The 25689-nt window shown below is 70.2% G+C and carries 23 protein-coding genes, 1 tRNA gene and 1 pseudogene; 23 read left to right on the top strand and 2 right to left on the bottom strand.

Annotated features, from left to right (window positions below; all coding sequences use genetic code 11):
* Positions 1-78: 78 nt before the first annotated feature.
* The 19 genes from mraZ to ACYQ8K_RS27285 all read left to right on the top strand — a co-directional run bounded on the left by mraZ (position 79) and on the right by ACYQ8K_RS27285 (position 21961).
* On the top strand, positions 79-510 hold the full coding sequence (gene mraZ / locus ACYQ8K_RS27375) for a division/cell wall cluster transcriptional repressor MraZ (protein ID WP_459974083.1): 432 nt from the start codon (positions 79-81) through the stop codon (positions 508-510).
* Complete coding sequence (gene rsmH / locus ACYQ8K_RS27370) at positions 485-1750, top strand: 16S rRNA (cytosine(1402)-N(4))-methyltransferase RsmH (RefSeq protein ID WP_459974081.1); 1266 nt, start codon at positions 485-487, stop codon at positions 1748-1750. The genes mraZ and rsmH overlap by 26 nt, the downstream gene beginning before the upstream one ends.
* Positions 1747-3012 carry a hypothetical protein gene (locus ACYQ8K_RS27365; protein ID WP_459974079.1) on the top strand — a complete coding sequence of 422 codons (1266 nt, stop codon included), beginning with the start codon at positions 1747-1749 and terminating at the stop codon, positions 3010-3012. The genes rsmH and ACYQ8K_RS27365 overlap by 4 nt, the downstream gene beginning before the upstream one ends.
* Positions 3009-5084: a peptidoglycan D,D-transpeptidase FtsI family protein gene (locus ACYQ8K_RS27360; RefSeq protein WP_459974077.1), complete on the top strand. Its 2076-nt coding sequence runs from the start codon at positions 3009-3011 to the stop codon at positions 5082-5084. The genes ACYQ8K_RS27365 and ACYQ8K_RS27360 overlap by 4 nt, the downstream gene beginning before the upstream one ends.
* 70 nt (positions 5085-5154) lie before the next feature.
* Complete coding sequence (locus ACYQ8K_RS27355) at positions 5155-6747, top strand: UDP-N-acetylmuramoyl-L-alanyl-D-glutamate--2,6-diaminopimelate ligase (RefSeq protein ID WP_459974076.1); 1593 nt, start codon at positions 5155-5157, stop codon at positions 6745-6747.
* The gene (locus tag ACYQ8K_RS27350) at positions 6744-8342 is read left to right on the top strand and encodes a UDP-N-acetylmuramoyl-tripeptide--D-alanyl-D-alanine ligase (protein WP_459974074.1); all 1599 of its coding nucleotides are present in this window, start codon (positions 6744-6746) and stop codon (positions 8340-8342) included. The genes ACYQ8K_RS27355 and ACYQ8K_RS27350 overlap by 4 nt, the downstream gene beginning before the upstream one ends.
* The gene (gene mraY, locus ACYQ8K_RS27345) at positions 8339-9418 is read left to right on the top strand and encodes a phospho-N-acetylmuramoyl-pentapeptide-transferase (RefSeq protein WP_459974072.1); all 1080 of its coding nucleotides are present in this window, start codon (positions 8339-8341) and stop codon (positions 9416-9418) included. Before ACYQ8K_RS27350 ends, mraY begins: the two co-directional genes overlap by 4 nt.
* A complete protein-coding gene (gene murD / locus ACYQ8K_RS27340; protein ID WP_459974070.1) occupies positions 9418-10875 on the top strand; it encodes a UDP-N-acetylmuramoyl-L-alanine--D-glutamate ligase in 1458 nt (485 codons plus the stop codon). Before mraY ends, murD begins: the two co-directional genes overlap by 1 nt.
* Before the next feature lie 7 nt (positions 10876-10882).
* Positions 10883-12598, top strand: coding sequence for a putative lipid II flippase FtsW (gene ftsW / locus ACYQ8K_RS27335; protein WP_459974068.1), 1716 nt, complete (start codon positions 10883-10885; stop codon positions 12596-12598).
* Positions 12595-13821, top strand: coding sequence for an undecaprenyldiphospho-muramoylpentapeptide beta-N-acetylglucosaminyltransferase (gene murG, locus ACYQ8K_RS27330; RefSeq protein ID WP_459974066.1), 1227 nt, complete (start codon positions 12595-12597; stop codon positions 13819-13821). Before ftsW ends, murG begins: the two co-directional genes overlap by 4 nt.
* On the top strand, positions 13818-15284 hold the full coding sequence (gene murC, locus ACYQ8K_RS27325; protein ID WP_459974064.1) for a UDP-N-acetylmuramate--L-alanine ligase: 1467 nt from the start codon (positions 13818-13820) through the stop codon (positions 15282-15284). Before murG ends, murC begins: the two co-directional genes overlap by 4 nt.
* On the top strand, positions 15281-16252 hold the full coding sequence (locus ACYQ8K_RS27320; protein ID WP_459974062.1) for a cell division protein FtsQ/DivIB: 972 nt from the start codon (positions 15281-15283) through the stop codon (positions 16250-16252). Before murC ends, ACYQ8K_RS27320 begins: the two co-directional genes overlap by 4 nt.
* A 274-nt stretch (positions 16253-16526) precedes the next feature.
* Positions 16527-17687: a cell division protein FtsZ gene (ftsZ, locus tag ACYQ8K_RS27315; protein ID WP_459974060.1), complete on the top strand. Its 1161-nt coding sequence runs from the start codon at positions 16527-16529 to the stop codon at positions 17685-17687.
* A gap of 99 nt (positions 17688-17786) precedes the next feature.
* Positions 17787-18494 (top strand): peptidoglycan editing factor PgeF, encoded by a 708-nt coding sequence (gene pgeF, locus ACYQ8K_RS27310; RefSeq protein WP_459974058.1) that lies wholly within the window; start codon positions 17787-17789, stop codon positions 18492-18494.
* Between the two features lie 16 nt (positions 18495-18510).
* Positions 18511-19275 carry a YggS family pyridoxal phosphate-dependent enzyme gene (locus ACYQ8K_RS27305; protein ID WP_459974085.1) on the top strand — a complete coding sequence of 255 codons (765 nt, stop codon included), beginning with the start codon at positions 18511-18513 and terminating at the stop codon, positions 19273-19275.
* Positions 19276-19341: 66 nt separating this feature from the next.
* Positions 19342-19986, top strand: a complete 645-nt coding sequence (locus ACYQ8K_RS27300) for a cell division protein SepF (RefSeq protein WP_007770769.1) — start codon at positions 19342-19344, stop codon at positions 19984-19986.
* Positions 19987-20154: 168 nt separating this feature from the next.
* Positions 20155-20445, top strand: coding sequence for a YggT family protein (locus tag ACYQ8K_RS27295; RefSeq protein WP_459974055.1), 291 nt, complete (start codon positions 20155-20157; stop codon positions 20443-20445).
* Positions 20446-20727: 282 nt separating this feature from the next.
* Positions 20728-21534 (top strand): DivIVA-like cell division protein Wag31, encoded by an 807-nt coding sequence (wag31, locus tag ACYQ8K_RS27290; RefSeq protein WP_459974053.1) that lies wholly within the window; start codon positions 20728-20730, stop codon positions 21532-21534.
* A 91-nt stretch (positions 21535-21625) separates the two neighbouring features.
* Positions 21626-21961: a hypothetical protein gene (locus ACYQ8K_RS27285; RefSeq protein WP_459974052.1), complete on the top strand. Its 336-nt coding sequence runs from the start codon at positions 21626-21628 to the stop codon at positions 21959-21961.
* A 14-nt stretch (positions 21962-21975) separates the two neighbouring features.
* Here ACYQ8K_RS27285 and ACYQ8K_RS27280 read toward each other — a convergent pair.
* Positions 21976-22653, bottom strand: a pseudogene (locus ACYQ8K_RS27280) (phosphoribosyltransferase); the annotation flags it as partial.
* 112 nt (positions 22654-22765) lie between these two features.
* Between ACYQ8K_RS27280 and ACYQ8K_RS27275 the strand changes: the two are divergent.
* Complete coding sequence (locus ACYQ8K_RS27275; protein WP_459974050.1) at positions 22766-22972, top strand: hypothetical protein; 207 nt, start codon at positions 22766-22768, stop codon at positions 22970-22972.
* 102 nt (positions 22973-23074) lie between these two features.
* Here the strand turns inward: ACYQ8K_RS27275 and ACYQ8K_RS27270 are convergent.
* A tRNA-Leu gene (locus ACYQ8K_RS27270) sits at positions 23075-23160 on the bottom strand.
* A 131-nt stretch (positions 23161-23291) separates the two neighbouring features.
* On the opposite strand from ACYQ8K_RS27270, the gene ACYQ8K_RS27265 reads away from it, so the two are divergent.
* The 3 genes from ACYQ8K_RS27265 to ACYQ8K_RS27255 all read left to right on the top strand — a co-directional run bounded on the left by ACYQ8K_RS27265 (position 23292) and on the right by ACYQ8K_RS27255 (position 25543).
* Positions 23292-24647 carry a M20/M25/M40 family metallo-hydrolase gene (locus ACYQ8K_RS27265; RefSeq protein WP_459974049.1) on the top strand — a complete coding sequence of 452 codons (1356 nt, stop codon included), beginning with the start codon at positions 23292-23294 and terminating at the stop codon, positions 24645-24647.
* Between the two features lie 31 nt (positions 24648-24678).
* Entirely contained in the window at positions 24679-25209 is a 531-nt protein-coding gene (locus tag ACYQ8K_RS27260) for a YbhB/YbcL family Raf kinase inhibitor-like protein (RefSeq protein WP_459974047.1), read from the top strand.
* 124 nt (positions 25210-25333) lie between these two features.
* Positions 25334-25543, top strand: a complete 210-nt coding sequence (locus tag ACYQ8K_RS27255; RefSeq protein WP_459974045.1) for a hypothetical protein — start codon at positions 25334-25336, stop codon at positions 25541-25543.
* The last annotated feature ends 146 nt before the right edge of the window (positions 25544-25689 follow it).

Below are 25689 nucleotides of genomic sequence, written 5' to 3'. Positions count from 1 at the left end.
CAAAGAATGGGGCGTAGTGGGGGATTGTGGGGTATGGTGGCTGCAGTGTTTGGGTGACCCCATAGGGGAGGTGAGCTGGTGTTTCTCGGCACCTACACGCCCAAACTCGACGACAAGGGGCGGCTGACGCTGCCCGCCAAGTTTCGCGACGCGCTGGCAGGGGGGTTGATGGTCACCAAGAGCCAGGACCACAGCCTCGCCGTCTACCCGCGGGCGGAATTCGAGCAGCTGGCCCGCCGCGCGAGCAAGGCCTCGCGGAGCAACCCCGAGGCCCGGGCGTTTCTCCGCAATCTCGCCGCCGGCACCGACGAGCAGCATCCCGACGCGCAGGGCCGGATCACGTTGTCGGCCGATCACCGGCGCTACGCGAACCTCACGAAGGACTGCGTGGTCATCGGCGCGATCGACAACCTCGAGATCTGGGACGCGCAGGCCTGGCAGGACTACCAAGAGACCCACGAAGAGAACTTCTCCGCGGCCAGCGATGAAGCACTCGGCGACATCATCTGAGGCGCATGCCCGTGCAACGTGGCCTCTGCCCGAACCGACCCTGGCGTACTTCCCCAACGCCAGGTTCGCGACTTCGGTCAGAGACCTCGATGCAGGGGCTGCCCACCTTCCCGAGCACCTGGTAAGGCCGGTCCGGGCGGCGCGGGCCGTCAGCGGCGCGCGGTCCCGTCGCTGCGGGGTCCGAGTGGCCGACGGGTGCCGGCAGATCCGTGGAGGCGTTGCGGTGGCTGACAATTCGAGTTCCGACGATCACGGGCACGTCCCCGTCCTCCTGGAACGCTGCGTCGAACTGCTCACGCCCGCACTGACCCGCCACCACCCCGACGGGTCGGGGGCGACGCTGCTGGACGCCACGCTCGGCGCCGGCGGACACGCGGAACGGTTCCTCGCCGACCTGCCGGGCCTGCGGCTGATCGGACTCGACCGCGATCCTTCCGCGCTGGACATCGCCGGGGCCCGGCTGGCCCGCTTCGCCGACCGGGTCACGCTGGTGCACACGCGCTACGACGGCATCGCCGCGGCGCTGGACGAATCAGGTTATGCGGCAACCGAATCGGTGGACGGAATGCTGTTCGACCTCGGGGTGTCGTCCATGCAGCTCGATCGCGCCGAGCGGGGCTTCGCCTACGCCCAGGACGCGCCGCTGGACATGCGGATGGACCCGTCGTCGTCGCTGACCGCGGCCGACATCGTCAACACCTACGACGAGGCGGAGCTGGCTAACATCTTGCACCGCTACGGCGAGGAGCGGTTCGCGCGCCGCATCGCCGCGCACATCGTGCGCCGGCGCGCCCGCGAGCCGTTCACCTCGACCTCAGACCTGGTAGCCCTGCTCTACGAAGCGATTCCGGCCGCGGCCCGGCGCACCGGCGGGCACCCGGCCAAGCGCACGTTCCAGGCGCTGCGGGTCGCGGTCAACGACGAGCTGGACACGCTGCGCCGTGCCCTCCCGGCCGCCCTGGACGCCCTGGACGTCGGCGGGCGCATCGTCGTGATGGCCTACCAATCGCTGGAGGACCGGATTGTCAAGCGGCTCTTCGCCCAGGCGGTCGCGTCGCGCACCCCGGTGGATCTGCCGGTCGAGCTTCCCGGCCATGAGCCGCGATTCCGGGCCCTGACGCACGGCGCCGGGCGCGCCGACGCGACCGAGGTCGAACGCAATCCACGCAGTGCCGCAGTGCGATTGCGGGCACTGCAACGAATGGAATCACAGCACGCAAGCGGGAAAGGCGACGCATGAGAGCAGAGCGCGAGACGTCCAAACGGCGCGGCGGCACCGACCGTCGGGGTGGACGCGACGGTTCTGCCCGGCGGAGCCGTCGGCCCGCGGCCGAATCCGGCTCGGCGCGGCGCGCCCGGAACGGCCGCACCTCGGCGCCCGCCCGCGAGGCCCGCGCACCCAAGTCCGGACCGCAGACCAGCCCCATCGCCCGGCCGGTCGAGCGGCCGGCCCGGCCGAAGAGCACCAGCCAGGCCAAGGCGCGGGCCAAGGCGCGGAAAGCCAAGGCGCCCAAGGTTGTTCGCCCCCGCCTTACCGAGCGGCTGGCCGCCCGGCTGGCGGCGATCGACCTGCGGCCGCGGACGCTGGCCAGCAAGGTCCCGTTCGTCGTGCTGATCATCGGCGCGCTGGGCGTCGGGCTCGGGCTGACGCTATGGCTGTCCACCGACTCCGCCGAGCGGTCCTACAAGCTGAGCCACGCCCGGGAGCGGACCCGGCTGCTGCAGCAGCAGAAGGAGGCGCTGGAGCGCGACGTGCGCGAGGCCGAGGCCGCGCCGGCGCTGGCGGAGGCCGCCCGCAAGCAGGGCATGATCCCGAGCAGAGACACCGCGCACCTGGTCCAGGACGCGTCCGGGAACTGGGTGGTGGTCGGTGACCCCAAGCCGGCCGACGGCGTTCCGCCGCCGCCGCTGAACAACAAGCTCCCCGACGAGGCGCCGCAGCCGCCCAAGCCACCGGCCGCCCCGCCCGAAGTCTCGATGCGGCTGGAACCCGCCCCCGGTGGCCCCGCCCCGCCGAGGACAGGGCCCGAAGCGCTGCTGCGCGCGCCCGACGGCGCGTCGACGGTGGGCGGGCAGCACCTGCCACCGGCGGTGCCGCCGGTGCCCGGCGCGCCTGCCGCACCCGGTGTGCCGGTGCCGGGTACGCTGCCCGGCATGCCAGGCGGACCGGCGACGGGTGCATTGCCCGGCTTGCCCGCTGCCCCGGTCACCGGACGCGCCCCCGGTGTGCTGCCGGGATTGCCCACGCCGGGGCTGCCCACGCCGGGATTGCCGATGCCGGCCGGGCCCGCGACCGCGCCGGTGCCGGCCGAGGTGCCAATTCCTTTGGGCGGGCTGCCGGTTCCGGCTCCTGGCCAGATGCCCGCGCCGTTGCCCGCGGAGATTCCGGTCCCGCTGCAGCTGGGCCGCCCCGCGGCGCCGGCCCAACCGGTGGTTCCCGCCGCGCCGGCCAACGGCCTGCCCGGGCCGGCGGTCGCCGCGCCGCCAGGTGCCCCCAGGTGAGCCGCGCCGAATCCCCGCGGGCACGCCGGTCGCAGTCGGCGCGGCCGACACGTGGTCCCCGTAAGGACTTGGCGGGCAAGGGCGCACGGCAACCCAAGCGTCGCCCGAAACCGCAGCAGGCCGACGACGGCCGCGATGTGCGGGAACCGAAGCGATTCCGGAAGGCCAAGCAGGCCAAGGGCGTCGGGCCGGCCCAGCGGTCCGAGGCGGCCACGGCCGGGCACTCGGCGCGGGAGCGTCGCACCCGCCAGATCGTCGAGTTGACCAGCCGCGGCGGGTCATTCGTCTTCCGGCACCGCGCCGGCAACGTGGTGATCCTGGTGCTCATGCTGGTGGCCGCCTCCCAGCTGTTCGTCTTGCAGGTGACCAGCGCCCCGTCGCTGCGCGCCCAGGCCGCCGGACAGCTCAAGGTCACCGACGTGGAAAAGGCGGTGCGCGGCAGCATCATCGACCGTCGCAAAGACCAGCTCGCCTTCACCATCGAGTCGCGTGCGCTGACGTTCCAGCCGAAACGGATCCGCAAGCAACTGGAGGAGGCCAAGGCCAAGAACTCGACCGCCCCCGATCCGCAGCAGCGGCTGCGCGATATCGCCAAGGAGGTCTCCAGCCGGCTGGGCAACAAGCCCGATTCGGCGACCGTCTTGAAGAAGCTACAAACCGACGACAACTTCGTCTACCTGGCCCGTGCCGTGGATCCCGCTGTCGCCAGTGCGATTTCGGACAAGTATCCCGAGGTCGGCTCCGAGCGCCAGGATCTGCGCCAGTACCCGGGCGGGTCGTTGGCGGCCAACATCGTCGGCGGCATCGACTGGGACGGTCACGGCCTGCTGGGGCTGGAGGAGGCCATGGACTCGGTGCTGTCCGGCACCGACGGCTCGGTCACCTACGACCGCGGATCCGACGGCGTGGTCATCCCCGGCAGCTACCGCAACCGGCATCGGGCGGTCAACGGCTCGATGGTGCAGCTGACCCTCGACGACGACATCCAGTTCTACGTGCAGCAGCAGGTTCAGCAGGCCAAGAATGTGTCCGGCGCGCACAATGTTTCGGCCGTCGTGCTCGACGCGAAGACCGGCGAGGTGTTGGCGATGGCCAACGACAACACCTTCGACCCCTCCCAGGACATCGGCCGGCAGGGCGACAGGCAGCTGGGCAACCTGGCGGTGTCGTCGCCGTTCGAGCCCGGCTCGGTGAACAAGGTGATCACCGCGTCGTCGGTCATCGAGTACGGCCTGTCCAATCCCGATGAGGTGCTGCAGGTCCCCGGCACCATCCAGATGGGCGGGGTGTCCATCCACGACGCATGGGATCACGGCGTGATGCCCTACACCACCACCGGCGTGTTCGGAAAGTCCTCCAACGTCGGCACTTTGATGCTCGCCCAGCGCGTCGGCCCGGAGCGCTTCTACGACATGGTCCGCAAATTCGGTCTCGGGCAACGCACCAACGTGGGCCTGCCCGGCGAGAGCGCGGGACTGGTGCCGCCGATCGACCAGTGGTCGGGCAGCACCTTCTCCAACCTGCCCATCGGCCAGGGCCTTTCGATGACGCTGCTGCAGATGACCGGCATGTATCAGGCGATCGCCAACGACGGCCTGCGGATACCTCCGCGGATCATCAAGGCCACCATCGCCCCCGACGGCACGCGCACCGAGGAGCCGCGCCCGGACGGCGTGCGGGTGGTCTCGCCGCAGACGGCGCAGACCGTGCGCAACATGCTGCGCGCCGTCGTGCAGAAGGACCCGATGGGTTACCAGCAGGGCACCGGCTCGGCCGGCGCGGTCACGGGCTACCAGATGGCCGGCAAGACGGGCACCGCGCAGCAGATCAACCCGGCCTGCGGCTGCTACTTCGACAACGTCTACTGGATCACGTTCGCTGGGATGGCCACCGTCGACAACCCCCGCTACGTCATCGGCATCATGATGGACAACCCGGAGCGCAACGCCGACGGCACGCCCGGGCACTCGGCGGCCCCGCTGTTCCACAACATCGCCGGCTGGCTCATGCAGCGCGAGAACGTGCCGCTGTCGCCCGACCCCGGCCCGCCGCTGACCCTGCAGGCCACCTAGCCGCCAGACGGCCGGCGGCCCCGCCGGCGCGCGGATCGCCTCCCGGCCGGTTGCGGCTAGGTAGGGTGTCATGGCCGATCATGAGGATCACGCGGCGTCAGAGGGAGGTGTGACTGTGCCGGTGCCCACCGGGTTACGCCCCAGCGCCGCCGCCGGCGCGCGGCTATCCGCGCTCGCCGACCAGGTCGGCGCGGTGGCGGCCGACGGCCCGGGCCAGGAGACCGTGGTGCCCGACGTGACGATCACCGGTGTGACGCTGCGCGCCCAGGACGTGCGGCCCGGTGACCTGTTCGCCGCGCTGCCCGGCCTGACGACGCACGGGGCCCGCTACGCCGCCGAGGCGATCGAACGCGGCGCGGCCGCCGTGCTCACCGACCCCGCCGGCGTCGCGGAGATGGCCGCGACCGGAGCGGCGACCGTGCCGACGCTGGTGCATCCAGACCCCCGCGGCGTGCTCGGCGGGCTGGCCGCCACGGTGTACGGGCGCCCGTCCGAGCGGGTCGCCGTCATCGGCATCACCGGCACCTCCGGCAAGACCACCACCACCTATATGGTCGAGTCCGGTCTGCGCGCCGCCGGCCGCACGGCCGGGCTGATCGGCACCATCGGGATTCGCATCGACGGCGTCGACGTCCCCAGCGCGCTCACCACGCCGGAGGCCCCCGCCCTGCAGGCGATGCTGGCGGCGATGGCCGAACGGGGCGTCGATACCGTCGTGATGGAGGTCTCCAGCCATGCGCTGGCGTTGGGCCGGGTGGACGGAACCGGCTTCGCGGTCGGCGGTTTCACCAATCTTTCCCGCGATCACCTCGACTTTCACCCGACCATGGAAGACTACTTCGACACCAAAGCCCTGCTGTTCGAGCCGAATTCGCCGCTGCGGGCACGCCGCGTGGTGGTGTGCATCGACGACGAGGCCGGGCGGGCCATGGCGGTTCGGGCCGGCGACGCGATCACGGTCAGCGCCGAGGGCAGGCCCGCGAATTGGCGCGCCGTCGACGTGGCCCCGGTGGGCGCCGGGGGACAGCGGTTCACCGTCATCGACCCCGCCGGGGCGAAGCACCAGGTCGAGGTCCCGCTGCCCGGGCACTACAACGTCGCCAATTGCCTTCTGGCGCTGGCCCTTCTGGACGCGGTGGGAGTATCACCGGAGCGGGCGGCGCCGGGGCTGCGGCAGACCCGCGTGCCGGGACGGATGGAACAGATCGACGCGGGGCAGGACTTCCTGGCGCTGGTCGACTACGCCCACAAGCCGGGCGCTTTGCGCGCGGTGCTGACCACGCTGGCGCGTCCGGGCCGGCGCGTGGCGGTGGTGTTCGGCGCGGGCGGCGAGCGCGATCCGGGCAAGCGGGGGCCGATGGGCGCGACGGCCGCCGAGCTGGCCGACCTGGTCGTCGTCACCGACGACAATCCGCGCGGCGAGGACCCGGCGTCGATTCGCCGCGAGATCCTGGCGGGCGCGAACGAAAGTGGTTGCGCGACAGAGGTTGTCGAGGTCGCCGATCGGCGCGACGCGATCAGGCACGCCGTCGCCTGGGCCGGCCCCGGCGACGTGGTGCTGATCGCCGGCAAGGGCCACGAAACCGGGCAACGCACCGGCGACGTGGTCCGCCCGTTCGACGACCGCGTCGAGCTGGCGCAGGCGTTGGAGGATCGCGCATGATCGAGTTGACCGTCGCGCAGATCGCCGACATCGTCGGCGGCACGTTGTCCGACATCTCGCCGCAGGACGCCGCGAAACTGCGCGTCACCGGGACCGTCGAATTCGACTCGCGCGCCGTCAAGCCCGGTGGCCTGTTCCTGGCGCTGCCGGGCGCACGCTCGGACGGGCACGACCATGCGGCCTCGGCCGTGGCGGCCGGCGCGGTCGCGGTGTTGGCCGCGCGGCCGGTCGGGGTTCCCGCCGTCGTCGTGGCACCCGATGCGGCGTCGGGGTCGCGGGCCGGGGTGCTCGAGCACGACCCGGACGGTTCGGGGGCCGCGGTGCTGGCCGCGCTGGCCAAGCTGGCCAAGGCGGTGGCCACCGAACTGGTGGCCGGCGGGCTGACCATCGTCGGCATCACCGGGTCGTCGGGCAAGACGTCGACCAAGGACCTGGTGGCCGCCGTGCTGGCGCCGCTGGGCGAGGTGGTGGCCCCGCCCGGGTCGTTCAACAACGAGCTGGGGCATCCGTGGACGGTGCTGCGCGCGACGGCCGACACCGACTACCTGCTCCTCGAGATGTCGGCCCGGCATCCCGGCAACATCGCCGCGCTGGCCGACATCGCCACACCGTCCATCGGGGTGGTGCTCAACGTCGGCACCGCGCACCTGGGCGAGTTCGGCTCACGCGAGGCCATCGCCCAGACGAAATCCGAACTGCCGCAATCTATTCCGTCATCCGGCGTGGTGATCCTGAACGCCGACGATCCGGCGGTTGCGGAGATGGCGAACGTCACCGCGGCCCGGGTGGTCCGGGTCGGCCGCGCCGAGCACACCAACGCGGGCCCCACCGACCTGTGGGCCGGGCCGGTGTCGCTCGACGAGCTGGCCAGGCCGCGGTTCACCCTGCACCGGCGCGAGGCGTCGGGGGTCGCGCAGGTGCAGGTGCAACTCGGCGTCTACGGCGATCACCAGGTGGGCAACGCGCTGTGCGCGGCCGCGGTCGCGCTGGAATGCGGCGCCGGCCTCGACCAGGTGGCGGCCGCACTCGCCGGGACGGGGCCGGTGTCCCGGCACCGCATGCAGGTCACCACCCGCGCCGACGGGGTTACCGTGATCGACGATGCCTACAACGCCAACCCCGATTCGATGCGGGCCGGGTTGCAGGCGCTGGCCTGGATCGCCCACGGCGGGGGCGCGGGCGGCGGCCAAAGCCCCGCCGAAAAGCGCAGGAGCTGGGCGGTGCTCGGCGAGATGGCTGAGCTGGGTGAGGACGCCATCGCCGAGCACGATCGCATCGGCCGGCTGGCCGTGCGCTTAGATGTGTCTCGACTCGTTGTCGTGGGAAGTGGGAGGTCGATGAGCGCCATGCACCACGGAGCGGTCATGGAGGGTTCCTGGGGCGCAGCCGATCAGGGGGCCGTCAACGTCGCCGACAGCGACGCCGCCCTAGCGTTGTTGCAGGCCGAGGTGCAACCCGGCGACGTCGTGCTGGTCAAGGCGTCGAACTCCGCCGGGCTCGGTGCGCTGGCCGACGCGCTTGCCCGTGACGATCGCGAGGGCGGCGAAGCCGGGCGAAGCGGGTCGTCACCAGAAGAGTCAGGGACTGGCCGATGAGGCAGATCCTGATCGCCGTCGCCGTCGCACTGACCGTATCGATCCTGCTGACCCCTGCGCTGATCCGGCTGTTCACCCGGCAGGGCTTCGGCCACCACACCCGCGAGGACGGCCCGCCGACCCACCACGCCAAACGCGGCACGCCGTCGATGGGCGGCGTGGCTATCCTGGCCGGCATCTGGGCGGGCTACGTGGGCACGCATCTGGCCGGGATGGCCTTCGACGGCGAGGGCGTCACCGTCTCGGGCCTGTTGGTGCTGGGCCTGGCGACCGTGCTCGGCGGCGTCGGATTCCTCGACGACCTGATCAAGATCCGCAGGTCGCGCAACCTCGGCCTGAACAAGACGGCCAAGACCATCGGGCAGGTGGCGGCCGCGGTGCTGTTCGGCGTGCTGGCGCTGCAGTTCCACAACAACAACGGCCTGACGCCGGCCAGCGCGGACCTGTCCTACGTGCGCGAGATCGCCACCGTCACACTGGCTCCGGGCCTGTTCGTATTGTTCTGCGTGGTCGTGGTCAGCGCCTGGTCCAACGCGGTCAACTTCACCGACGGCCTGGACGGGCTGGCCGCCGGGAGCATGGCGATGGTCACCGCCGCCTACGTGTTGATCACCTTCTGGCAGTACCGCAACGCCTGCGTCACCGCCCCGGGGCTGGGCTGCTACAACGTGCGCGATCCGCTGGACCTGGCGCTGGTCGCGGCCGCCACCGCGGGCGCCTGCATCGGCTTTTTGTGGTGGAACGCCGCGCCCGCCAAGATCTTCATGGGCGACACCGGATCGCTGGCCCTGGGCGGCATCATCGCGGGCCTCTCGGTCACCAGCCGCACCGAGATCCTCGCCGTCGTGCTGGGTTCGTTGTTCGTCGCCGAGGTCAGCTCGGTTGTGTTGCAGATCTTGACTTTTCGCACCACCGGGCGCCGGGTGTTCCGGATGGCGCCCTTCCATCACCATTTCGAACTGGCCGGCTGGGCCGAGACCACGGTCATCATCCGCTTCTGGCTGCTCACCGCGATCGCCTGCGGCCTGGGCGTGGCCCTTTTCTACGGTGAGTGGCTGGGCGCGATAGGTGCCTGATGAGCGGTCTTGAACCCCTGGCGCCCGGCGCGCCGGTGCTGGTGGCCGGCGGCGGGGTGACGGGCAAGGCGGTGCTGGCGGCGCTGACGAGATTCGGCGCGGCACCGACGCTGTGCGACGACGACCCGGCCCGGCTGCGCGGCTACGCCGACGCGGGGGTGGCGACCGCGTCCACCTCGACGGCCACCGATGAGATCGCCCGGTACGCGCTGGTGGTCACCAGTCCCGGCTTCGCGCCGACCGCGCCGCTGCTGGTCGCCGCCGCGGCGGCCGGGGTGCCGATCTGGGGTGACGTGGAGCTGGCCTGGCGGCTCGACGCCGCGAGCCATTACGGGCCGCCGCGGCGCTGGCTGGTGGTGACCGGGACCAACGGCAAGACGACCACCACGTCGATGCTGCACGCCATGCTGACCGCCGGCGGCCGGCGCAGCCTGCTGTGCGGCAACATCGGCGACCCGGTGCTCGACGTCCTGGAACATCCCGCCGAATTGCTGGCCGTCGAGCTGTCCAGCTTCCAATTGCATTGGGCGCCTTCGCTGAAGCCCGAGGCCGGTGCGGTGCTCAACATCGCCGAAGACCACCTGGACTGGCACGGCAGCCTGGACGCCTACGCCGCGGCGAAGGCGCGGGTGCTCGATGGTCGGGTGGCGGTGGCGGGCCTGGACGACGCCCGGGCGGCGGCGCTGCTGGACACCGCCCGCGCGCCGGTGCGGGTCGGCTTCCGGCTGGGACAACCGGCGGCGGGGGAGCTGGGCGTGCGCGAGGGCCACCTGGTCGACCGCGCCTTCGCCGACGACCTGGCCCTGCTGCCGGTCGACTCCATCCCGGTGCCGGGGCCGGTCGGGGTGCTCGACGCGCTGGCCGCCGCGGCGCTGGCGCGCTGCGTCGACGTACCGGCCGAGGCGATCGCGGCCGCGATCGCCTCCTTTCGGGTGGGCCGGCACCGGGCCGAAGTCGTGGCCGTCGCGGACGGCATCACCTACGTCGACGACTCCAAGGCCACCAATCCCCACGCCGCCGAGGCGTCCGTGCTGGCCTACCCCCGCGTCGTCTGGATAGCCGGCGGCCTGCTGAAGGGCGCCTCGGTCGACGCCGAGGTCGCCAGGATGGCGTCGCGGCTGGTCGGGGCGGTGCTGATCGGCCGAGATCGGCACGAGGTTGCAGAGGCGTTATCGCGACACGCGCCGGATGTCCCCGTCCTGCACGTTGTGACAGGCGAGGATGCTGGTATGGATGCGACTGCTGTGGTTCCTGGGGCAGATGTGACAGAAGTGAAACAAACGGGTGACAATCTGGGCTCGGCGGTGATGAACGCGGCGGTGGCCGCGGCGCGTACCGTGGCGCGGCCCGGTGACACCGTCCTGCTGGCACCTGCGGGCGCATCGTTCGACCAATTCGCCGGTTACGCCGACCGTGGCGACGCGTTCGCCGCTGCCGTCCGCGCGGCGCTCCGGTAGGGCGGGCGTGGGTAACCCACTGACCCGGCTGCTGGGCCGGGGGAAAGACGCCACCGAAACCGTCACGGCCAAGCCGGGCCCGGCCGAGGACGCCGGCGCGGAGGACGCCGAAACCGACACCGCCGCGGAGCCCAAGTCCGGGCCGGACACCAAGGCCCAGCAGAAGGCCGACAAGCCGCGCAAGGCCAAGAAGGACGAGGCCGCCCGCGAGGGCGGCACGCACAGCCGATTCGGCGCCTGGCTGGGCCGGCCCATGACGTCGTTTCACCTGATCATCGCCATCGCCGGATTGCTGACCACGCTCGGGCTGATCATGGTGCTGTCGGCGTCCGGCGTGCGGTCCTACGACGCCGACGGATCGGCCTGGGTGATCTTCGGCAAGCAGGTGCTGTGGACCGTGATCGGGCTCATCGCCTGCTACGCCTCACTGCGGATGTCGGTGCGGTTCATCCGCCGCGTCGCGTTCACCGGCTACGTCGTCACGATCATCCTGCTGGTGCTGGTGCTCGTTCCCGGTATCGGCAACCTGGCTAATGGATCTCGTAAGTGGTTCGTGGTCGCGGGCTTCTCCATGCAGCCCTCCGAGCTAGCCAAGATCGCCTTCGCCATCTGGGGTGCGCACATGTTGGCCGCCCGCCGGCTGGAGCGGGCGAGCCTGCGCGAACTGCTGATTCCGCTGGTGCCCGCGGCGGTGATCGCCCTGGCGCTGATCGTCGCGCAGCCCGACCTCGGGCAGACGGTGTCGCTGGGCATCATCCTGCTAGCCCTGCTGTGGTACGCGGGCCTGCCGCTGCGCGTGTTCGTCACCTCGTTGCTGGCGGTCTTCGTCGCCGGCGCGGTCCTGGCCATGTCGGCCGGCTACCGGTCGGACCGGGTGCGGTCCTGGATCAACCCCGAGAACGACCCGCAGGACACCGGCTACCAGGCCCGGCAGGCCAAATTCGCGCTGGCGCACGGCGGAATCTTCGGCGACGGCCTGGGCCAGGGCGTCGCCAAATGGAACTACCTGCCCAACGCGCACAACGATTTCATCTTCGCGATCATCGGCGAGGAACTCGGATTCATCGGCGCCTTCGCGCTGCTGGTGCTGTTCGGGCTGTTCGCCTACACCGGCATGCGGATCGCCCGCCGCTCGGCCGACCCGTTCCTGCGGCTGCTGACAGCCACCACCACCATGTGGGTGCTGGGCCAGGCCTTCATCAACATCGGCTACGTCATTGGCATCCTCCCGGTCACCGGTATTCAGCTGCCGCTGATTTCCGCCGGTGGAACATCAACCGCGGCAACGCTTTTCATGATCGGCATCATGGCCAACGCCGCTCGTCACGAACCCGAGGCGGTGGCCGCGCTGAGGGCCGGCCGCGACGACAAGGTGAACCGGATACTGCGGCTGCCGCTGCCCGAGCCATACTCGCCGACGCGCCTGGAGGCGTTCCGCGATCGCAAGCGTGCCCGCCCGAAGTCGGCCGAGCCGCCGCGCAAGGGCGCCGCCGCGCCGGGCCGGAAGGCCCCCCGCAAGGCCGCCCAGAAGGCCTCCCAGAAAGCCGACGCACCGCTGCGGCCGGCGCTACCGCGAACGGGCGGGCGGCCGGCCCGCCAGACTGGGGGTACCGCTCGATCACGGGCGAGGCATCATGGATCTGGCCAGCGCCGCGTCAGCCAGGCGGCCGGCCAGCGTCAGCCACGACGCGCTCGCGCACTGGAAGGTCAGCGTTACGGGTGAACGACACGGTCAACAAGCCGACCGGCGGGCAGGGGGTAAACCCTTCGCCCGCCGGTGCCGCGTTGTCGTCTTTTAAGCCGCTGTCGGTGGTGCTGGCCGGCGGCGGAACCGCCGGCCACGTCGAGCCGGCGATGGCCGTCGCCGACGCGCTGAGCGCCCTCGACCCGCAGGTCAGGATCACCGCGCTGGGCACCGCCCGCGGGCTGGAGACCCGGCTGGTGCCCGAGCGCGGCTATGACCTCCAGCTCATCACGCCGGTGCCGCTGCCGCGCAAACCCAGCGGCGACCTGGCCCGGCTGCCCTCGCGGGTGTGGCGGGCCGTCCGGGAAACCCGCGCCGTGCTCAGGGCGGTCGACGCCGACGTGGTGATCGGTTTCGGCGGGTACGTGGCGCTGCCGGCCTACCTGGCCGCCCGCGGGGTCTCGCCGGGCAAGCCGCGGGTCCCGGTGGTGATCCACGAGGCCAATGCCAGCGCCGGGCTGGCCAACCGGGTCGGCGCCCGCACCGCCGAGCGGGTGCTGTCCGCGGTGGCCGAATGCGGGCTGCCGCGCGCCGAGGTGGTCGGGGTGCCGGTGCGCGAGACCATCACGGCGCTGGACCGCGCGGCGTTGCGCGACGAGGCGCGCCGCTTCTTCGGGTTCGCGGATGACGCGCGCGTGCTGCTGGTGTTCGGGGGGTCGCAGGGCGCGGCCTCGCTGAACCGGGCCGTGTCCGGGGCGGCCGCCGGGTTGGCCGCCGCCGGCGTGGCCGTCCTGCACGCGCACGGCCCCAAGAACACGCTCGACCTGCGCGAGCCCCAGCCCGGCGACCCGCCGTACGTAGCGGTGCCCTACCTCGACCGGATGGACCTGGCGTATTCGGCCGCCGACCTGGTGATCTGCCGGTCCGGCGCGATGACGGTCGCCGAGGTGTCGGCGGTGGGCCTGCCGGCCATCTACGTGCCGCTGCCGATCGGCAACGGGGAGCAGCGGCTCAACGCGCTGCCCGTGGTCAACGCCGGCGGCGGCATGATCGTCGCCGACGCCGACCTGACGCCCGAGCTGGTGGCCCGGGAAGTGGCGGGGCTGGTGGGCGACCCGCCGCGGCTGGCGGCCATGACGACCGCCGCGGCGCGGGTGGGGCACCCCGACGCGGCGCGCCAGGTCGCCCAGGCGGCGCTGGACATAGCCAGGAAGGCCCGGCTAGGCCGCTTGAGTGCCCGGTGGACCGGGGAAACCTCGTGAACACCGAACAGCTGCCGCCCGAGCTGCAGCGGGTGCACATGGTCGGCATCGGGGGAGCCGGCATGTCGGGCATCGCCCGCATCCTGCTCGACCGCGGCGGGCTGGTCTCCGGCTCGGATGCCAAGGAGTCGCGCGGCATTCACGCGCTGCGGGCCCGGGGCGCGCAGATCAACATCGGCCACGACGCGTCCTCGCTGGACCTGTTGCCCGGCGGCGCCACCGCGGTTATCACCACGCACGCCGCCATCCCGAAGACCAACCCCGAGCTCGTCGAGGCCCGGCGGCGCGGCATCCCGGTGATCCTGCGGCCGGCCGTGCTGGCCAAGCTGATGAACGGCCGCACCACGTTGATGGTCACCGGCACGCACGGCAAGACGACGACGACGTCGATGTTGATCGTGGCGCTGCAGCACTGCGGGCGCGACCCGTCGTTCGCGGTCGGCGGCGAGATGGGCGAGGCGGGCACCAACGCCCACCACGGCAGCGGCGACTGCTTCGTCGCGGAGGCCGACGAAAGCGACGGCTCGCTGCTGGAATACACGCCCAACGTCGCCGTGGTCACCAACATCGAGACCGATCACCTGGACTTCTACGGCAGCGCCGACGCCTATGTCGCGGTGTTCGACGCCTTCGTGGAGCGGCTGGCGCCCGGTGGGGCGCTGGTGGTGTGCGTCGACGACCCGGGGGCCGAGGCGCTGGCCCGGCGCACGGCCGAGCTGGGCATCCGGGTGCTGCGGTACGGATCGCCGCGCGCCGGCGACGAACTTGCCGCGACGTTGTTGTCGTGGCAGCAGCAGGGCACCGAGGCGGTCGCGCAGATCCGGCTGGCCCCCGCACTGGACCCGGAGCAGCACCCGCGGGTGATGCGGTTGTCGGTGCCCGGCCGTCACATGGCGCTCAACGCGATGGGCGCGCTGCTGGCGGCGCTCGAGATCGGCGCCCCGATCGAGGCTGTGCTGGACGGCCTGGCCGGCTTCGAGGGCGTGCGCCGCCGGTTCGAACTGGTCGGCAGCGCGGCCTCGGTGCGGGTGTTCGACGACTACGCCCATCACCCGACGGAGATCGTCGCCACGCTGGCGGCGGTGCGCACCCTGCTCGAGCAAAGCGGTGACGGCCGCAGCATCGCGGTGTTCCAGCCTCATTTGTATTCGCGGACAAAGGCTTTCGCCGAGGAGTTCGGGCAGGCCCTGGACGCGGCGGACGAGGTTTTCGTGCTCGATGTCTACGGCGCCCGCGAACAACCGCTGGCCGGTGTCAGCGGGGCCAGCGTCGCCGAGCACGTCAGCGTGCCGGTGCGGTATCTCCCGCACTTCGCCTCGGCGGCCGAGCAGGTGGCGGCGGCGGCCGGGCCCGGCGACGTCATCGTCACCATGGGCGCCGGCGACGTGACCCTGCTGGGGCCCGAGATCGTCACGGCGTTGCGGGTGCGCGCCAACCGCGGCGCCCCCGGGGCGTTGCGATGACGGAGCCGGACGACCCCGTCCCGGCCAGCGCGCTCGGCGAACCGGTGGAGGGTCGGCCCGCCGGCGACATCACCGAACCGCTCGCCACCGGTACGGGCGGGGGCCGGCCCGGGGCCGACGCGGGCGACGGTCAGGGGGCCAACCAGGGCGAGGTCGAGGGGCCTCGCCGGCGCGCCCGCCGGGAGCGGGCCGAGCGCCGCGCCGCGCAGGCCCGGGCCACCGCCATCGAAGAGGCCCGCCGGGAGGCGAAGCGCCGGGCCAGCGGACGGCTGATCAACGAGCCCAAACCCGTTGCGCGGGGCGTGGTTCGGGGGCTGAAGATGCTGCTGGTGACGGTCTTGCTGGTGATCGTCGGCATCGGGCTGGCCCTGATTCTCTACTTCACCCCCGCGATGTCGGCCCGCAACATCGTCGTTGTCGGCACCGGCGTGGTGACCCGGGAAGAGGTCCTGGACGCGGCGCGGGTGCGGATCGGGACGCCGCTGTTGCAGATCAACACCAACCAGGTCGCCGACCGGGTGGCGGCGATCCGGCGGGTGGCCAGCGCGCGGGTGCAGCGCCAGTATCCGTCGGCGCTGCGGATCACCATCGTCGAGCGAATCCCGGTGGCGGTCAAGGACTTTCCCGACGGCCCGCATCTCTTCGACCGCGACGGCGTGGACTTCGCGACCGGGCCGCCGCCGCCTGCGCTGCCGTACCTCGACGTCGCCGACCCGGGGCCGAACGACCCGGCGACCAAGGCGGCCCTGCAGGTGCTGACCGCGCTGCGCCCCGAGGTCGAGGGCCAGGTCGGCCGCATCGCCGCTCCCTCGGTGGCCTCGATCACCCTGACTCTGGGCGACGGCCGGGTGGTGATCTGGGGGACCACCGACCGCACCGACGAGAAGGCCGAGAAGCTGGCCGCGCTGCTGACCCAGCCCGGCAAGACCTACGACGTGTCCAGCCCGGACCTGCCGACGGTCAAGTAGCGATCTTCGTCACGTCGCGCCGCGCGATGCGCCGCCGAGCAGCGCGCACGCGGCCCAAACGGGGGAAAATTGCGCAAAATTTGCGGGGCGCGTGTCGGCGCGCCTGCGGGGTTAGGGCGCGCCATACCCATACCGTTCTGGTTGCGCGGAACTACTTGACATAACTCTAACTCTATGGTTGAGGTTGAGGGTTTGCCAGGGAGGTCCCGCGAACGTCCGGAGGAGCCCACCGCCGGGAGAGCTGAGCCAAGCCCATCAGGGAGGAAGACGAATGATGACCCCCCCGCATAACTACCTGGCCGTCATCAAGGTCGTGGGTATCGGTGGCGGCGGCGTCAACGCCGTCAACCGGATGATCGAACAAGGCCTCAAAGGCGTGGAGTTCATCGCGATCAACACCGACGCGCAGGCGCTGTTGATGAGCGATGCCGACGTCAAACTCGACGTCGGGCGCGAGTCCACGCGTGGCCTGGGGGCCGGGGCGGACCCGGTGGTCGGCCGCAAGGCGGCCGAGGACGCCAAGGACGAGATCGAGGAGTTGCTCCGTGGCGCGGACATGGTGTTCGTCACCGCCGGCGAGGGCGGCGGGACCGGCACCGGCGGGGCGCCCGTCGTCGCCAGCATCGCCCGCAAGCTGGGGGCGCTCACCGTCGGCGTGGTCACCCGGCCGTTCTCGTTCGAGGGCAAGCGGCGCGGCAACCAGGCCGAAAGCGGCATCTCGGCGTTGCGCGAGAGCTGCGACACCCTGATCGTGATCCCCAACGACCGGCTGCTGCAGATGGGCGACGCCGCGGTATCGCTGATGGACGCCTTCCGCAGCGCCGACGAGGTGCTGCTCAACGGTGTGCAGGGCATCACCGACCTGATCACCACGCCGGGTTTGATCAACGTGGACTTCGCCGACGTCAAGGGCATCATGTCCGGCGCGGGCACGGCCCTGATGGGTATCGGTTCGGCCCGTGGCGAGGGCCGCTCGCTCAAGGCCGCCGAGATCGCCATCAACTCGCCGCTGCTGGAAGCCTCGATGGAGGGCGCCCACGGCGTGCTGATGTCCATCGCCGGCGGCAGCGACCTCGGCCTGTTCGAGATCAACGAGGCGGCCTCGCTGGTGCAGGACGCCGCCCACCAGGACGCCAACATCATCTTCGGCACCGTGATCGACGACTCGCTGGGCGACGAGGTGCGCGTCACCGTCATCGCCGCGGGCTTCGACGCCGCGGGCGCCGGGCGCAAACCTGTGATCGGCGGCAGCGCCGATAAGGAGGAGAAGACCGGCGGTGCGCACCGGATCGAGTCGGCGAAGGCGGGCAAGCTCACCTCGACGTTGTTCGAACCGGTCGACGCGGTGAGCGTGCCGGTCCACACCAACGGCTCGACCTTGAATATTGGCGGCGATGACGATGACGTCGACGTGCCGCCGTTCATGCGTCGCTGATTTCGGACCGCGAGCGTGCGTGTTTGCACAAGACACACCGATCCCGTGCGTACTTCTGTGCACCCTCGGCACGAGCGGCGGTTTCCGGATACTGGTCATGTGAGCGTTCGCATCCGGCGGGTGACCACCACCCGCGCCGGTGGTGTCTCGAAACCGCCGTTCGACACCTTCAACCTTGGCGACCACGTCGGGGACGACCCGGCGGCGGTCGCCGACAACCGGGCCCGGCTGGCCGCCACGATCGGGCTGCGCGCCGGCCGCGTGGTGTGGATGAACCAGGTCCACGGTGTTCGGGTGGAGGTGGTCGACGGGGCGCGTGACGCGGCGGTCGACGACACCGACGCGTTGGTCACCCGCACCGCGCGCCTCGCCCTGGCGGTGATCACCGCCGACTGCGTCCCGGTGTTGATGGCCGACGCGCGCGCCGGCGTGGCCGCGGCGGTGCACGCCGGCCGGGTCGGCGCCCAGCGCGGGGTGGTGACCCGCACGGTGGAGAAGATGCTGGAGCTCGGCGCGCGGGCCGAAGACATTTCGGTGTTGTTGGGGCCCGCGGTCAGCGGCCGCAATTACGAAGTGCCCGCGGCCATGGCCGACGAGGTCGAGGCGGCGCTGCCCGGCAGCCGGACCACCACGGCAGCCGGAAGTCCCGGACTTGACCTGCGAGCAGGGATCGCTTGCCAGCTAACGGATTTGGGGGTGACGGCAATAGACATCGATCCGCGCTGCACGGTGGACGACGCTGCGCTGTTCAGTCATCGCCGAGATGCGCCGACCGGCCGGCTGGCCTCACTGATCTGGATGGAGTGACCGCGTGGCGGTGGAGATGCCAGCCGGGGGAGACCGCGAATCGAAATTGACGCACGCATTGGCGTCGGTGCGCTCTCGACTTGCGGCGGCGGCGGAAGCGGCGGGCCGCAATGTCGGCGAAATCGAAGTTCTGCCGATTACCAAATACTTCCCAGCAACCGATGTTGTGACTTTGTCCCGATTGGGTTGTCGCGTCATCGGCGAATCGCGGGATCAGGAAGCGACCGCGAAAGTGGCCGAAGTCACCCGATTGCTGGCGGCGTCCGGGCGCGCGGATGTGGCAAATCCGCGCTGGCACATGGTGGGTCATATTCAGCGGAACAAGGCCCGGTCGGTGGCGCGCTGGGCGCACACCGCGCACTCCGTCGACAGCGCGCACCTGGTGTCCGCGCTCGACAAGGGCGTTGCGGCGGCGCTGAACGAGGGCCGCCGCACCGCCCCGATGCGGATTTACGTTCAGGTCAGCCTCGACGGCGACGAGACGCGCGGCGGCGTCGACATATCCCGGCCGGGAGCCGTCGACCAGGTGTGCGACCAGGTCGAGGACTCCAAGAATCTGGACCTGATCGGGCTGATGGGGATTCCGCCGCTGGACTCGGACCCCGACGAGGCCTTTGAGCGGCTCCGATCCGAGCATCGCCGGGTCCTCGAGTCGCACCGCAACGCCGTCGGGCTGTCCGCCGGCATGTCCAACGACTTCGAAATTGCGGTCAAACACGGTTCGACATGTGTGCGTGTCGGTACCGCGCTATTGGGTCCACGGCGGTTACCGTCACCGTAAGTAGTCACTGCAGTAACAGCTTTATCACTAACACCAGTACTCCCAGGGGCTAGAAGGGTCAACGCAATGAGCACACTGCACAAAGTCAAGGCCTATTTCGGTATGGCCCCAATGGACGACTACGAGGACGAGTATTACGACGACCACGCTCCGTCCCGTGGTTTCCCGCGCCCGCGATTTGACGACGGATACGGTCGCTACGAGCAAGACGACTACGACGACCCGCGCCGCGAGCCCGCCGACTACCCGCCTCCCGCCGGGTACCGCGGGGGATACGGCGACGAGCCCCGCTACGGCGCCGTCCACCCGCGCGAGTTCGACCGCGGCGAGCGCGGCGGCCCGCGCTTCGGCTCGTGGTTGCGCAACTCCACCCGCGGAGCACTGGCGATGGATCCGCGCCGGATGGCGATGATGTTCGAAGAGGGTCACCCGCTGTCGAAGATCACCACGCTGCGGCCCAAGGACTACAGCGAGGCCCGCACCATCGGCGAGCGTTTCCGCGACGGTACCCCGGTCATCATGGACCTGGTGTCGATGGACAACGCCGACGCCAAGCGGCTCGTCGACTTCGCGGCCGGCCTGGCGTTCGCGCTGCGCGGCTCGTTCGACAAGGTCGCGACCAAGGTGTTCCTGCTCTCGCCCGCCGACGTGGACGTGTCCCCGGAGGAGCGCCGCAGGATCGCCGAAACCGGTTTCTACGCTTACCAATAGAGGCATCCGCCGCCCGCTGCCCCGGCGGGCGGCCCGGATCGTCGACGGGTCCCGGGGCGACGTGAGACAAGGCCACTTACCCGGAGTCGGTACGCTGGCAGGCGCCGCGCTTGGTCCGCGGCGCTTGGCATCGCTGGGCATCTCAGAGGTAAGGTCGGGGCACTTCAGTTGGTGTTGTTCTTTCAGATCCTTGGGTTTGCGCTATTCATTTTCTGGCTGCTGCTCATCGCTCGGGTCGTCGTCGAGTTCATCCGCTCGTTCAGCCGGGACTGGCATCCGACTGGCGTCACCGTGGTCGTGCTGGAGATCATCCTGTCGATCACCGATCCGCCGGTGAAACTGCTTCGCAGGCTGATCCCGCAACTCACCATCGGGGCGGTCCGCTTCGACCTCTCGATCATGGTGCTGTTGCTCGTCGCGTTCATCGGCATGCAGCTGGCGTTCGGCGCCGCGGCTTAGCCTCCGCGGTCCGCGCGCGGCCCGCCGACAGCCCCGTCAGGGTCGACCCCTTCCGGCCCGGAGACGGTTCGGCCACGTTTTAGCGTCGGTTTGGTTCCGCCGATTTAAAAATTCTAAGGTTTCGGATTTTATTGGCCTCACTGTTTGAAATTGGCTCTTATTTATTGGGCTAATCAGCAACCGTCGCGCCTGGTGTGACAGGATGGACGGCAGTTGCACTACGGCTACCACTGCGTTCTACACTTTCCAGAACGTTCGACAGGAACTTGAGGGGACGAAACAATGCCGCTTACACCAGCCGACGTCCACAATGTGGCGTTCAGTAAGCCACCGATCGGCAAGCGGGGCTACAACGAAGACGAGGTCGATGCCTTCCTCGATCTGGTGGAAGCCGAGCTGACGCGGCTCATCGAAGAGAACAGCGATCTGCGCCAGCGGATCGAAGAGCTCGACCACGAGCTGGCCTCCGGTGGCTCGGCCACCCCGGCCGCGGCCGCCGCGCCCACCCAGGCCATTCCTGTGCGTGAGCCCGTCCCCGAACCGGAACCGGTCAAGCCGGCGCCCGCCGCAGCCCCGGCCGCGGCGGTGAACAACGAGGAACAGGCCATGAAGGCCGCCCGGGTGCTCACGCTGGCGCAGGACACCGCCGACCGCCTGACCACCACGGCCAAGACCGAGTCGGAAAAGATGCTGGCCGACGCCCGCGCCAACGCCGACCAGATCCTCAGCGAGGCCCGCAGCACCGCCGAGACCACGGTCACCGAGGCTCGGCAGCGCGCGGACGCCATGCTCGCGGATGCGCAGACCCGCTCCGAGACCCAGCTGCGGCAGGCCCAGGAGAAGGCCGACGCCCTGCAGGCCGACGCCGAACGCAAGCACTCCGAGATCATGGGCACCATCAACCAGCAGCGCACCGTCCTGGAAGGCCGCCTGGAGCAGCTCCGCACGTTCGAGCGCGAATACCGCACCCGGCTCAAGACCTACCTGGAGTCTCAGCTGGAGGAACTCGGGCAGCGCGGATCCGCAGCACCCGTGGATTCCAGCGCGGATGCGGGCAGCTTCGACCAGTTCAACCGGGGCAACAACTAGCCTTTCGGGCGTGCCGGTCACTCGCCGAGGTTCGGGGTTGGCACACTAGGACTTGAAACCGCCGTCCCGCTCGTCGCTTGGAGGATGACTGATGCTCATCATTGCGCTGGTATTGGCCCTGATCGGGCTCGTCGCGTTGGTGTTCGCGGTCGTCACCAGCAACGAGTTGGTGGCTTGGGTCTGCATCGCCGCCAGCGTGGTGGGCGTGGTGCTGTTGATCCTGGACGCGCTGCGCGAACGTCAGCGGCGTGACCTGGGCGGCGACGAGATCCAGGATGCCGAGGAGGCCCAGGCCGACGAGGGCGACTACGTCGACTACCCCGAGGAAGTCCCCGGTGAGGGCGAGGCCGCGACGACGGGGGAGACTGCGCCGACCGAGGAGTCGAAGGTGGTGGCCGAGGGCCGCGGCGACGAGCCCACCACGTAACGCCCTCGCCCTTCTCAGCGAGTCGGCCTGCTGAGCAGCTCGCGGACCTCGTCGTCGCTGACCTGACGGAAGTCGTCGTACACCTGCCCGACCGCTTCGAATCCGGGCGGCATGGTCGCGCACACCACGTCGTCGGCCTCCTGCGCCAGCTCGCGGCAGGTCGACTCGGGCCCCACCGGAACGGCGACCACGATCGATTTCGGCCCGGCCGCCCGGACGGCCCGCACGGCAGCGAGCATGCTTGCGCCCGTTGCGATTCCGTCGTCGGCCAGGATGGCGATCCGGTCGCGCAGGTCGGCGATCGGGCGACCGCCGCGGTAGGCGTGCTCGCGCCGGAGCAGCTCGGCCGTTTCGCTGTCGATCACCTCGCGCACCTGCTCGTCGGTGATGCGCAGGCTGGCCACCACGTCCTCGTTCATCACCACGCCGCCGCCGCTGGCCAGGGCGCCCATGGCCAGCTCCGACCACTGCGGTACCCCGAGCTTGCGCACCAGGAAGACGTCGAGCGGCGCCCTCAGCGCGGCGGCGATCTCCCAGGCCACCGGCACGCCGCCGCGGGCCAGCCCGAATACCAGCACATCGTCCCGGCCGCGATAGGCCGTCAGTTGCTGCGCCAGCGCGCGTCCGGCTTCGCGCCGGTCGACGAACGTCCTTAGTGAGGTCCGCCGGACAAAGCCACTCGATGGGTTCATTCGTTAACGCTCCCGGCTGATGGACTTCTCTTCAGGCTACGTGCGTCAGGCTCGGCGCGGTGGCAAAGTTCGGGTTGGCTGAAGTGTCAGTACGACCGAGGGGATCGGTGAGATGAGACGGCGTTACGGCACCTACACGGCCTACAGCATCGCCTGCGCGGTCGTCTGGGCGGTCATTTTGGCGGTGGTTTCCACTGCGGGCGACGCCGCCGCTCGGCACACGTTTCTGCTGGTGTGCGGCGGGTGGGCGATCGGGTGGCTGTCGGCGACGATCGCCAGGGGCGTCTACCCGCCACCGAAGCGGCATATCCGGCAATAGATGCGGGGAGATGCGTGTGTGATCGCGGCTTCGCCGCTCAACACACTCACTCCATCGGCTCGGAAATGAACTCCAAGCGTCCATTTCGCTCGCCCCAGTGTGTGTCCGAGGGGGGACTTGAACCCCCACGCCCATTAGTAGGGCACTAGCACCTCAAGCTAGCGCGTCTGCCATTCCGCCACTCGGACAAGGCCAAACCAGCATGGGTTGGCAGCTAAGGCTATCGGATTGCGCGCCGCGAACCCAATCCAGCTCCCTCGGGACGTCTCGGTGATCGGCATCGAGCCGTCCGGCCTCGGCAATGGTAGGAAAGGGGGTTGTGACCAATCAGAGCGGGGCGAGCGAGGTGCCAACCAACCGGAGCGACGATGTGGTCGAGGTTGTCAGCAAGTTGATCCGCTTCGACACCACCAACACCGGCGAACCGGAGACGACCAAGGGCGAGGCCGACTGCGCGCAGTGGATCGCCGAGCAGCTGGCCGAGGTCGGCTATGCGCCGCAGTACGTAGAGTCCGGCGCCCCGGGCCGCGGGAACGTGTTCGTCCGTCTGGCGGGCGCCGACAGGTCGCGTGGTGCGCTTCTGATCCACGGGCATCTCGACGTGGTGCCGGCCGAGCCGACCGAGTGGAGCGTGCACCCCTTCTCCGGCGCGGTCAAAGACGGCTTCGTCTGGGGCCGCGGCGCGGTCGACATGAAGGACATGGTCGGCATGATGATCGTGGTGGCCCGCCAGCTGAAGCGCGCGGGCATCGTGCCGCCGCGCGATTTGGTCTTCGCATTCATCGCCGACGAAGAACACGGCGGAACGTTCGGAGCGCAGTGGCTGGTCGATCACCGGCCGGAACTCTTCACCGGCGTCACCGAGGCGATCGGTGAGGTGGGTGGCTTCTCGCTGACGGTGCCGCGCCGGGACGGGGGAGAGCGTCGGCTCTACCTGATCGAGACGGCCGAGAAGGGGTTGTCCTGGATGAAGCTCACCGCCCGCGGCCCGGCCGGGCACGGGTCGATGGTGCACGACCAGAACGCCGTCACCGCCGTCGCCGAGGCGGTTGGCCGGCTGGGTCGCCACCAGTTTCCGCTCGTGCTGACCGACGCGGTCGCGCAGTTCCTCGCCGCCGTCAGCGAGGAGACCGGGTTGACCTTCGACACCGAATCGGGCGACCTTCGTGGGGCGATCGAAAAGCTGGGGCCGATGGCCCGCATGCTCAAGGCGGTGCTGCACGACACCGCGAATCCCACCATGCTCAAGGCCGGATACAAGGCCAACGTCGTGCCGGCCATCGCCGAAGCGGTGGTGGACTGCCGGATCCTGCCGGGGCGCAAGGAGGCGTTCGAGGCCGAGATCGACGAGCTGCTCGGGCCGGACGTGACGCGCGAGTGGATCAAGGATTTCTCGTCGTATGAGACGAGCTTCGACGGCGACCTGGTCGATGCCATGAATGAGGCGGTGCTGGCGCACGACCCCGACGCCCGCACCGTCCCGTATATGCTTTCCGGTGGTACCGACGCGAAGTCGTTCGCGCGCTTGGGTATTCGCTGTTTCGGGTTCAGCCCGCTGCGGTTGCCGCCGGACCTGGATTTCACCGCGCTGTTCCACGGTGTCGATGAGCGGGTACCCATCGATGCGCTGCGGTTCGGCACCGACGTGCTGGCCCACTTCCTGACCCACTGCTAGATCACCAAGCCGATCACACGAGAGGACCGCCATGAGCACTGCTCCTGACCCGTACGCATCGTTGCCGAAGCTGCCGACCTTCACGCTGACTTCGCAATCGGTTACCGACGGCCAGCCGCTGGCCAATCCGCAAGTCAGCGGAATCATGGGCGCGGGCGGCGAAGACGTCAGCCCCCAGCTGAGCTGGTCGGGATTCCCCGACGAGACCCGCAGCTTCGCCGTCACCGTCTACGACCCCGACGCTCCGACGGCCTCCGGGTTCTGGCACTGGGCCGTGGCCAACGTGCCGGCCGACGTCACCGAGCTGCCCGCGGGCGCCGGCGATGGCAGCAACCTGCCGGGGGATGCGCTGACGCTGGTGAACGACGCCGGACAGCGTCGCTACATCGGGGCCGCGCCGCCTGCGGGTCACGGCGCGCACCGGTACTACATCGCCGTGCACGCCGTGGACACCGAGAAGTTGGATCTTCCCGAGGACGCCAGCCCGGCCTTCCTCGGGTTCAACCTGTTCCAGCATGCCATCGCGCGGGCGGTCATCCACGCCACCTACGAACAGAAGTAGGGCTTCGGTCGGCAGTCGGGCGGCTCGCCTTCGGGCGGGCCGGCCGAAATCACTTGTGCCACTTTAGCCCCGGTGTTTTCACCGCGGGGCGGATTTTGTCGGTAGGGCGTCGTAGTATTCGAACATGCGTTCGATGGACTTGGCAAAGATCCAGGCCGACTATGACGCGTTGTGCGCTGTGGTTGCTCGCCTTCAAGAACACTCGTATGAGGCGATTACCTTTTCCGAGCTGGTTGAGGTGCTTGAGGAGTACGAGTTTCTCGTCGGCTGGCGAGGTGCAGTCAGGTATGAGCTGCGCAGCCCGTTCCTACGACCGACTGGGCGCCGCACATGAGTTTGATGGACCGTGAGCAGATTCAGCATGACGTTGACGCGTTGTGCGCTGCGGCCGCTCGTTTTCACCAGCATTCCTATGCTGCGCTGACCAACCCGGAACGCCTCGGAATTTTGGAGACACTCGAACGCGTAGCACGCAAACTC

Source organism: Mycobacterium sp. MUNTM1 (assembly GCF_054660795.1).
The sequence above is the reverse complement of the archived record's forward strand: the minus strand, read 5'-3'. Positions and strand labels throughout refer to the sequence as shown.